Origin of the sequence: Streptomyces ossamyceticus (assembly GCF_001418475.1) — a bacterium.
GTDB classification, from domain to species: domain Bacteria; phylum Actinomycetota; class Actinomycetes; order Streptomycetales; family Streptomycetaceae; genus Streptomyces; species Streptomyces ossamyceticus.
On record NZ_LIQX01000525.1, the window covers coordinates 1 to 9,057 of the forward strand.

A 9,057-nucleotide genomic window follows, 5' to 3' on the forward strand; every position below is an offset into this window, starting at 1 on the left:
GTACGCCGAGGTGCCGCCGAGTCCGGCGGCTATGGCGATCGACTTGGTGACCGCGTCGGCGGAGAGGTCGTTCCTGACCTTGCCGGTGACGGGGTCGCGGCGGCTGATGAACGGCTCGACGAAGACCGGGAGCCGCCGCTCGGCCATGGCGTCCACGGCGTGCGCGGTGGACTCCAGGGTGTCGAGGGAGCCCGGGTCGTCGTAGTCGACGCGCAGCAGCAGCTTGCCCGCGTCGAAGCGGAGCCGCTCGATGTCCTCGGGGCGGTGGCCGGTGAAACGGTCGTCCAGTTCGAAGGAGGCGCCCGCGAGCCCGCCGCGGTTCATCGAGCCCATGACGACCTTGCCGTCGAGGGCGCCGAGGAGGAGCAGGTCGTCGAGGATGTCGGCGGTCGCGAGCACCCCGTCGACGCCGGGCCGGCCGAGGGCCAGGCACAGCCGTTCGAGGAGGTCGGCGCGGTTCGCCATGGCGAGCTTGCGGTCGCCGACGGAGAGCGCGCCGCGGGCCGGGTGGTCGGCGGCGACGATCATCAGCCGTCCCGAGTCGCCGATCAGGGGGCGGCGGACCCGGCGGGCGGCGGCCTCGGCGATCGCCTCGGGGTGGTGGACCCGGGTGCGGACCAGGGCGGAGACGTCGACGCTCACCGCACTTCCCCCGCCGTGACCGCGGCCTCGATCTCCTGTGCGGTGGGCATCGCGGAGGAGCACTCCAGGCGGGAGGCGACGATGGCGCCGGCGGCGTTGGCGTGCCGCATGATCCGCTCCAGGTCCCAGCCTTCGAGCAGACCGTGGCAGAGGGACCCGCCGAAGGCGTCTCCGGCGCCCAGCCCGTTGAGGACGTTCACCGGCAGTGGCGGCACCTCGGCCGTCGTGCCGTCGCGGTGCACCGCCAGCACCCCCTTGGGGCCCTGCTTCACGACCGCGAGTTCCACCCCGGCGGCCAGCAGGGCCTCGGCGGCGGCGCGCGGCTCGCGGACGCCGGTGGCGACCTCGACCTCGTCCAGGTTCCCGACGGCGACGGTGGTGTGCCGCAGGGCCTCCTCGTAGAACGGGCGGGCCGCCGCGGGGTCGGTCCAGAACATGGGGCGCCAGTCGAGGTCGAAGACCGTCGTGCCCGCCTTGGCCCGGTGGGCGAGGGCCGCGAGCGTCGCCGTACGGCTGGGCTCCTCGCTCAGACCGGTGCCGGTGACCCAGAAGACGCGGGCCTCGCGGATGGCCTCCAGGTCCAGCTCGTGGGCGTCGATCTCCAGGTCCGGCGCCTTGGGGCGGCGGTAGAAGTACAGCGGGAAGTCGTCCGGCGGGAAGACCTCGCAGAACGTGATCGGGGTGGCGAGGCCGGGGACCGGTGTCACCCAGCGGTCGTCGACGCCGAAGTCCCGCAGCGCCTGGTGGAGGTACTCACCGAAGGGGTCCTCGCCCGTGCGGGTGATGACGGCGGTGTCACGGCCGAGCCGGGCGGCGGCCACCGCCACGTTCGTCGCCGATCCGCCGAGGAACTTCCCGAAGGACGTCACCTGCGGCAGCGGGACCCCCGTCTGCAGCGGATAGAGGTCCACACCGATCCGCCCCATGGTGATCAGGTCGTACGCCATCGAGTTCCCTTCGCGCTCCGGTTCCGTCAAGGTCTAGCTCCGCGAGAGCGGCCCTGTCAATGTTTTGTCCAGACATTCGGACTACCTATTGACACCCTTGGGTTCCGGCCCGAAGCTGGCCGCCATGACGTCGTTGTCACCTGAGTCCTCACTCTCGCGCATCCGGATCGGCTCGGCGCCCGACTCCTGGGGTGTGTGGTTCCCCGACGACCCCCAGCAGGTCCCCTGGCAGCGCTTCCTCGACGAGGTGGCCGCCGCCGGCTACGAGTGGATCGAGCTGGGCCCCTACGGCTATCTGCCGAAGGACCCCGCCGTTCTCGCCGAGGAGACGGCCAAACGTGGCTTGAAGGTGTCGGCCGGCACGGTCTTCACCGGGCTGCACCACGGCCCCGACGTCTGGGAGAAGACCTGGGCGCACGTCGCCGACAACGCGGTCCTCGCCCAGGCCATGGGCGCCCGGCACCTCGTCGTCATCCCCTCCTTTTGGCGGGACGACAAGACGGGCCAGGTGCTGGAGCCCAGCGAGCTGACCGTCGAGCAGTGGCGGCACCTCACCCAGCTCACCGAGCGGCTCGGGCGGGAGGTGCGGGAGAGGTACGGCCTTCAGATCGTCGTCCACCCGCACGCCGACACCCACATCGACAGCGAGGAGAACGTCGTCCGCTTCCTGGACGGCACCGACTCCTCGGTGGTGTCGCTGTGCCTCGACACCGGGCACTACGCGTACTGCGGCGGCGACAGCGTCAAGCTGATCGAGACGTACGGCGAGCGCATCGGCTATCTGCACCTCAAGCAGGTCGACCCCGAGATCCTGGCGGACGTCCGGGCCAAGGGGACGCCGTTCGGACCGGCCGTGGCGCAGGGCGTGATGTGCGAGCCGCCGAAGGGCGTGCCCGAGCTGGGGCCGGTGCTGGCGGCCGCGCAGAAGCTGGACGTGGATCTGTTCGCGATCGTCGAGCAGGACATGTATCCGTGCGAGCCGGACGCTCCGCTGCCGATCGCCCAGCGGACGCGGGCGTTCCTCAGGTCCTGCGGGGCGTAGGTCTGTAGCGGCTCGAGAGGGGGTGGGGGCTGCGGGGCGTTCGAGGCCGCGTGTTCGTGGTGGCTTGTCGCGCAGTTCCCCGCGCCCCTTCAGAGGCGGGCGGTGGCTTCGAGGGTGACCCTCGTTCGTCACCGGCGTCACGAATGACACCCCTTTGTCACAGGTGTCACGGTTACGCGGGACTTGTGTCACATGTGGTGCACAGCGGTGCCCCGGCGATCACCGCGCGTCGTTGAGCGAGCACAGGCTAGTGATCGCCAGCGCTGCGCCCGGCTCCCCCGACGGTCGTCCCGGCCGCCGCCGTGGTGCGCGCGGGGAGGTGCCACTGATGACCGACCGACGCCTCTGGTCGTACAAGGACATCGCGGCGCACATCCGTGTGCAGCCCGACACCGTCCGCTCGTACCGCAAACACGGGCTGCTGCCGCCGCCCGACCATGTGGAGGGCGGCAAGCCCTACTGGTACGCGGACACCGTCCGCGCCTGGGTCGCCTCCAGACCCCGCAACCGGGGGCGCAGGGCGGCCGACTGACGACCGCCCTGACCACCGCGCTTAATCGTTTGCCCCGGCCTCCTCGCCCTGCCGAGGATTCCGGGATGAGCTTCTCCGAGAAACCCGTACTCACCGGTGAGCGGGCCGTCCTGCGGCCCTTCACGGTGGACGACACTCCCGTGATGGCCCGCATCCTCGACGACCCGGAGGTCCTCCGGCTCACCGGAAGCCAGGACGGGGCGTACGACATGGAGAGGCTGCGCACCTGGTACGGCAGCCGCAACGAGCAGACCGACCGCCTCGATCTCGGGATCGTGGACCGGGCGAGCGGTGAGCTGGTGGGCGAGGCCGTGCTCAACGACTGGGACGAGCCCAACCGCGCCTGCTGCTTCCGGATCCTGATCGGCCCCGCCGGGCGGAACCGCGGGCTCGGGACGGAGGCCGTGCGCCTGACGGTCGGCCATGCCTTCGAGCGGCTCGCCATGCACCGCGTCTCGCTGTACGTCTTCACGCACAATCCTCGCGCCCGGCGCGCCTACGAGAAGGTGGGGTTCGTGGCCGAGGGCGTGGAGCGGCAGACGCTGTGGCAGGACGGGGAGTGGATCGACGCCGTACGGATGTCGATCCTCGCCCCCGAGTGGGCCGCGCACCGCGGCCGGCCGGGGGCCGGCGGAGCGGACCTCACGGCCCAGTGACCGCGGCGGGCCGCCGTGCCTGGCGGTGGATACCCCTTGCGGCCCGTTGCCCCCGACAGCCGATCTGACCATTACGGCCCGCTGCCCCTGACAGCCGATCTGACCTTTACGGCCCGCTGCCCCTGACGGCCGACTGACCATTACGGCCCGTTGACCGTGATGGCTGTTCGGGCCCGGGCAGGACGACGTCAGACCGGCTGACCGTCGCCGCCCGTGGTGCCGACGGCCCGCGGAGGGCTGACCATTACGGCCCGCTGCCCCTGACAGCCGACTGACCCTTACGGCCCGTTGACCGTGATGGCTGTTCGGGCCCGGGCAGGACGACGTCAGACCGGCTGACCGTCGCCGCCCGTGGTGCCGACGGCCCGCGGAGGGCCGACCGTTACGGGCCGCTGACCGTGATGGCCGCCTCCATGACCCGACGACCTTCACGGCCCGCCGACTCCCCTGGCCCGACGGCCGTGACGGCGGTCCGGCCCGGCGCGGTGGGCGTCAGGGCCGGTTCATCCACGGTTCGATGACCGTCACTCCGCTGCCCGGGGCCGTGCCCAGGGCGGCGAGGGCCTCGGGGACGGCGTCCAGGGGGATCGTCGTCGTCACCAGGAGGTCGGGGCTCAGGACGCCCGAGCGGACCAGTTCCAGCATGGGCGGGTAGGCGTGGGCCGCCATGCCGTGGCTGCCGAGGAGTTCCAGCTCCAGGGCGATCGCGCGGGCCATGGGGACGGGGGTCGTGCCGGTCGGCGACGGGAGCAGGCCCACCTGGACGTGGCGGCCCCGGCGGCGGAGGCTGCCGACCGACGCCGCACAGGTGACCGGGGAGCCGAGCGCGTCCAGCGAAAGGTGGGCGCCGCCACCGGTCAGGTCCCGTACCGCCTCGGCCGTGTCCTGGACCGCCGAGGCGTCCACGCAGGCCGCCGCGCCGAACGTCCGCGCCAGCTCCAGGGCCCGGGGCGAGACGTCCACGGCGACGACCCGGGCGCCGGAGGCCGCCGCGATCATCACCGCCGACAGGCCCACTCCCCCGCAGCCGTGCACGGCCACCCACTCGCCCGCCGCGACCCTGCCCTGCGCCACCACCGCCCGGAACGCCGTGGCGAACCGGCAGCCCAGGGAGGCCGCCGTGCCGTACGACAGCCCCTCCGGCAGCGCCACCAGGTTCACGTCGGCGTGGTCCAGGGCCACGTACTGGGCGAACGAGCCCCAGTGCGTGAACCCCGGCTGCGTCTGCCGCTCGCACACCTGCTGGTCCCCGGCCGCGCAGGCGGCGCAGCCGCCGCAGGCGCACACGAACGGGACGGTGACCCGGTCGCCCGGCTGCCAGCGGGTCACTCCGGCGCCGACCTCCTCCACCACACCGGCGAGCTCATGGCCGGGGACGTGCGGCGGGGTGATGTCGGGGTCGTGGCCCATCCAGGCGTGCCAGTCGCTGCGGCACAGGCCCGTGGCCTCGACGCGGACGACCACGCCGTGGACCGCCGGAGTCGGGTCCGGCACATCCCGTACCTCGGCCGGCTCACCGAACCGCTCGAACACCACCGCGCGCATAGTCCTCGCCCTCACCCTCACCGCACGACAGGTCGGCCGGCCCAGCCCGTCTGCCTGCCGGCCGGCCGAGCTCACGGCCGGCCCACCGACCTGTCGGAGATCCTTTGCGGTGAACGCTAGCCAGAGATCTCCACCTTGTCGTGGTCGCTCTGCCTGTCGGCGCCGCTCTCCTCGTCGCGGTCGCTCTCCTGGTCGGCGCCGCTCCCCTTGTCCCGGTCGCCCTCCTCGCCGTCGGCCGCGGTCTCTGTCGCGCTCCCGGTCGCGGTGGCGCGCGGGGCCGACTCGCCCTCACTCAGGCCGAACCGCTCGTGGAACCTGCGCAGCGGGGCCGGGGCCCACCATGTGGCGCGGCCGGTGAGCCGCATGAAGGCCGGGACCAGCAGGCTGCGCACGATCATCGCGTCCATGAGCACGGCGAGGGCGAGGCCCAGGCCGAGCATCTTGGTGTTCGTCACCCGTGAGGTGCCTATGGCGATCATCACGACGGCCAGGATGACGGCGGCGGCGGTGATGAGGCCGCCGGTGCGCTGGAGGCCGTGGCGGACGGCGGCGGTGTGGTCGCCGCTGTGGTCGTACTCCTCCTTGATGCGGGAGAGCAGGAAGACGCCGTAGTCCATGGAGAGGCCGAAGGCCACGCAGAACATCAGCACCGGCAGGGTCGTCTCGATGGAGCCGGAGCTGGTGAAGCCCAGCAGGCCGGAGAGGTGGCCGTCCTGGAAGACCCAGATCATCGCGCCGAACATCGCGGTGAGGCTGAGCGCGTTCAGCAGGACCGCCTGGAGGGGGACCAGCACACTGCCGGTGAGCAGGAAGACCAGCAGCAGGGTGACCACGGCGATGAAGGAGAGCGCCAACGGCAGGCCGCCGCCTATCGCCTCCTTGGTGTCGACCAGGACCGCGCCCGCACCCGTCACCGACGTCTTGAACGGGGCGTCGGCCGCCCGGGCCCGTATGTCGTGGACCAGGTCCTGCGCGGCCTCGTCGACCACGTCGCCCTTCGGCTGCACGGCGAAGTAGGCCGCGTCGCCGTTCACCACGGGGCCGTCCACCCGGAGCACATCGGGCAGGGCGGCGATCTCGTCCTTGTACGCGGTGTACTGGGCCTCGGTCGCCCGGCCCTCGGCGAGGATCTCCAGACCGCCGCCGGGGGTGCCCGGGAAGTCCTCCCGGATGTGCTGCTGGACGACACGGGACTCGGCGGACGCGGGGAGCTGACGGTCGTCGGCCGAGCCGAACTTCACGCCGAGGAAGGGCAGACCGAGGAGGACCAGGCCTGCGGTGGTGGCGATGGCGAAGAAGGGGGCGCGGCGCATGACGAAGCCGGCCGTGCGGCCCCAGGCGGCACCCTCCTCGCGGGCGGGGGTCCCCTCGGCCCTGCGGCGCCGGAACAGCTTGCGCAGGTCGAGGGCGTTGACCCGCTCGCCCAGCAGCACCAGTGCCGCCGGGAGCACGATCAGGGCCGCCGCCGCGGCGAGCAGGACGACGGCGATGCCCGCGTAGGCGATGGACTTCAGGAACGCCTGGGGGAAGACCGCCATCGCGGCGAGCGACACGGCGACCGTGAGCGCCGAGAAGAGGACTGTCCGCCCGGCGGTGCGCAGGGTGGTGGCCACGGCGGTCCGGGGGTCCGCGCCGGCGGACAGCTCCTCCCGGAAGCGGCGCACGATGAACAGGGCGTAGTCGATCGCGAGGCCGAGGCCCATGGCCGTGGTGAGGTTCAGCGCGAAGATCGAGACGTCGGTCAGCTCGGTGAGGCCGCGCAGGATCGCGTTGGTGCCGAGGATGGCGACGACGCCCACGACTAGCGGCAGCAGGGCTGCGACCGCGCTGCCGAAGGCCATCACCAGCAGGACCAGGGTCACCGGCAGGGCGATCAGCTCGGCCCGCAGAAGGTCCTCCTGGATGATCGTCTGCATCTCGTGGCGCACGGCGACGATGCCGCCGATCTTGACCTCGACCGGGCCGTGCGTGCCGCGGAACTCGGGCGTGATGCGGTCCAGCGTCGCGTTCATCGTGGTCTCGTCGCCGGTCAGGCGGGCCGCTATCAGCGCCTGGCGGCCGTCCTCGGCGCGGAGGGTGGGGGCACCGGTCTGCCAGTAGGAGCCGACGCCCGTGACGCCCTTCTCGGCGGCGAGCCGCTCGGCCAGCCGCTTCGCCTCGGCGGCGACGGCCGGATCGTCGACCGAGGTGTCGCCCGCGTCGACCATCAGCAGCAGGTTCGGCTGGGAGTTCGGGAACTCGCGCTGGAGCGCCTTGGTCGCGTAGGTGGACTCGGCCTTGGGGTCCTCCCAGCCGCCGCTGGTCAGACGGTCGGCGACATCGCTGCCCGCGACGACCGCGAGGGCGGTGATCAGCAGGGCCACGAGCAGGGAGAGCCGGGGACGGGCGGTCACCAGTCTGGTCCAGCCTCCCGCTCGGGCCGGCCTGTTGACTTCGGTCATGGTGCGGTGTCCCCTTCACTCTGATCCGTGCCGTGCGCAGCCGGGCGGACGGATGCGCCACGCCATAAACTGGCAAACACGAGACCTCGCTCGCGTTTCATCAGAATGCGAGCGACGACTCGTGTTTGTCAATCAGGTCCGAGAAGCTGGGGACAACCGCATGCCCACCCATCAGGAGCAGGAGCAGCCGCGCCGCCGCCAGGCCCGCGGCGAGCGCCGTATCGCCCAACTCCTCGAAGCCGCGGCCTCGGTGTTCGCGTCGACCGGGTACGCGTCCGCGAGCACCAACGCGATCGCCCGCGAGGCCGGCGTCTCACCGGGCACGCTGTACCAGTTCTTCCCGAACAAGGAAGCGATCGCGATCGAGCTGGGCCAGCGGCTGATGGCCGACATGCGGACGGCGTACGGCGAGGCGCTCGCGCCGATCGACCCCGCGACCCCGCTGGAGCAGGCCGTGGCGGCCGCCGTCGACCGGTTCATCGACTTCAACTGCCACAACCCGGTGTTCTTCACCCTCATGCACGGCCCGGACGTCCCCGGCCGGATGGCGGAGGAGCACGACGCCCTCCACAACACCCTGATCACCCGGGTCGAGAACCTGCTCTCCCCGCTCCTGCCCGACCGGCCGGCCGCCGCCGTCACCCGCATCGCGCACGTCTGCATGGCGCTCTACATGGCAGGCCTCGAACTGGTCCTCGCCAGCGAGGGCGACGACCGCGAGGCGTACGTCCAGGAACTGAAGGACGTGCTGTTCCGCTACCTCGACCCGCTGGTGGGCGACCGCCTCCGCGACGCACAGGCGGTCTCGGCCTCCACCGCGGTCGCCTCGAACGCGACCTCGAACGCGACCTCCACCGCGACCCCCTGAACCCGCGGGCCCCACCCCTGGCGCCCGACCTCTCTTGGCTTCATACCCCCTAGGGGTATAAGATGGGAGACCTGAAGGGTTACCCGTACCCGCACACCCCGACGAGGAGCAACGACATGACCGCCCAGACCGACACTCCCGGCTCCGTCACCACCGTCTACAAGGTGAGCGGCATGAGCTGCGGCCACTGCGAAGGCGCCGTCTCCGGTGAGATCTCCGAGATCGCCGGGGTCTCCTCGGTGACGGCCGTCGCCTCCAGCGGCGAGGTCACCGTGGTCTCGGCCGCCCCGCTCGACGAGGAGGCCGTGCGCGCCGCCGTCGACGAGGCCGGCTTCGAGCTGGTCGGCACCGTCTGAGAACCGCCCCCCTGGCGGGGCCCCGCCC

General features: G+C 72.1%; 9 protein-coding genes. 5 read left to right on the plus strand and 4 right to left on the minus strand.

What is annotated here, in order from left to right:
• Together AOK15_RS31880 and iolC are read right to left on the minus strand one after the other, a co-directional pair.
• The coding region (locus tag AOK15_RS31880) for a Cgl0159 family (beta/alpha)8-fold protein (RefSeq protein WP_055521800.1) at positions 1-642 on the minus strand (642 nt) is incomplete at its 3' end.
• Positions 639-1,589, minus strand: coding sequence for a 5-dehydro-2-deoxygluconokinase (gene iolC, locus AOK15_RS31885; RefSeq protein ID WP_055521801.1), 951 nt, complete (start codon positions 1,587-1,589; stop codon positions 639-641). The genes iolC and AOK15_RS31880, both read right to left, overlap by 4 nt.
• Positions 1,590-1,713: 124 nt before the next feature.
• Between iolC and AOK15_RS31890 the strand changes: the two genes are divergently transcribed.
• From AOK15_RS31890 to AOK15_RS31900, 3 genes are all read left to right on the plus strand, one after another.
• Positions 1,714-2,631, plus strand: coding sequence for a sugar phosphate isomerase/epimerase family protein (locus tag AOK15_RS31890; RefSeq protein WP_055521807.1), 918 nt, complete (start codon positions 1,714-1,716; stop codon positions 2,629-2,631).
• A 328-nt stretch (positions 2,632-2,959) separates the two neighbouring features.
• On the plus strand, positions 2,960-3,163 hold the full coding sequence (locus tag AOK15_RS31895; protein ID WP_055521802.1) for a helix-turn-helix transcriptional regulator: 204 nt from the start codon (positions 2,960-2,962) through the stop codon (positions 3,161-3,163).
• 65 nt (positions 3,164-3,228) lie between these two features.
• Entirely contained in the window at positions 3,229-3,819 is a 591-nt protein-coding gene (locus AOK15_RS31900; RefSeq protein ID WP_055521803.1) for a GNAT family N-acetyltransferase, read from the plus strand.
• Positions 3,820-4,311: 492 nt separating this feature from the next.
• Here the strand turns inward: AOK15_RS31900 and AOK15_RS31905 are convergent, their stop codons facing one another.
• Together AOK15_RS31905 and AOK15_RS31910 are read right to left on the minus strand one after the other, a co-directional pair.
• Positions 4,312-5,364 carry a zinc-dependent alcohol dehydrogenase family protein gene (locus tag AOK15_RS31905; RefSeq protein WP_055521804.1) on the minus strand — a complete coding sequence of 351 codons (1,053 nt, stop codon included), beginning with the start codon at positions 5,362-5,364 and terminating at the stop codon, positions 4,312-4,314.
• A gap of 116 nt (positions 5,365-5,480) precedes the next feature.
• Positions 5,481-7,805, minus strand: a complete 2,325-nt coding sequence (locus AOK15_RS31910; protein WP_079058833.1) for an MMPL family transporter — start codon at positions 7,803-7,805, stop codon at positions 5,481-5,483.
• A 160-nt stretch (positions 7,806-7,965) separates the two neighbouring features.
• Between AOK15_RS31910 and AOK15_RS31915 the strand changes: the two genes are divergently transcribed.
• Together AOK15_RS31915 and AOK15_RS31920 are read left to right on the plus strand one after the other, a co-directional pair.
• Entirely contained in the window at positions 7,966-8,673 is a 708-nt protein-coding gene (locus tag AOK15_RS31915) for a TetR/AcrR family transcriptional regulator (RefSeq protein WP_055521805.1), read from the plus strand.
• A 116-nt stretch (positions 8,674-8,789) separates the two neighbouring features.
• The gene (locus AOK15_RS31920) at positions 8,790-9,029 is read left to right on the plus strand and encodes a heavy-metal-associated domain-containing protein (protein WP_055521806.1); all 240 of its coding nucleotides are present in this window, start codon (positions 8,790-8,792) and stop codon (positions 9,027-9,029) included.
• The last annotated feature ends 28 nt before the right edge of the window (positions 9,030-9,057 follow it).

Excerpts from the sequence above, each read along its gene's own strand:
- iolC (WP_055521801.1), bottom strand. The coding sequence starts at position 1,589 with ATGGCGTACGACCTGATCACCATGGGGCGGATCGGTGTGGACCTCTAT.
- AOK15_RS31900 (WP_055521803.1), top strand. The coding sequence starts at position 3,229 with ATGAGCTTCTCCGAGAAACCCGTACTCACCGGTGAGCGGGCCGTCCTG.
- AOK15_RS31920 (WP_055521806.1), top strand. The coding sequence starts at position 8,790 with ATGACCGCCCAGACCGACACTCCCGGCTCCGTCACCACCGTCTACAAG.
- AOK15_RS31915 (WP_055521805.1), top strand. The coding sequence starts at position 7,966 with ATGCCCACCCATCAGGAGCAGGAGCAGCCGCGCCGCCGCCAGGCCCGC.
- AOK15_RS31910 (WP_079058833.1), bottom strand. The coding sequence starts at position 7,805 with ATGACCGAAGTCAACAGGCCGGCCCGAGCGGGAGGCTGGACCAGACTG.
- AOK15_RS31905 (WP_055521804.1), bottom strand. The coding sequence starts at position 5,364 with ATGCGCGCGGTGGTGTTCGAGCGGTTCGGTGAGCCGGCCGAGGTACGG.
- AOK15_RS31895 (WP_055521802.1), top strand. The coding sequence starts at position 2,960 with ATGACCGACCGACGCCTCTGGTCGTACAAGGACATCGCGGCGCACATC.
- AOK15_RS31890 (WP_055521807.1), top strand. The coding sequence starts at position 1,714 with ATGACGTCGTTGTCACCTGAGTCCTCACTCTCGCGCATCCGGATCGGC.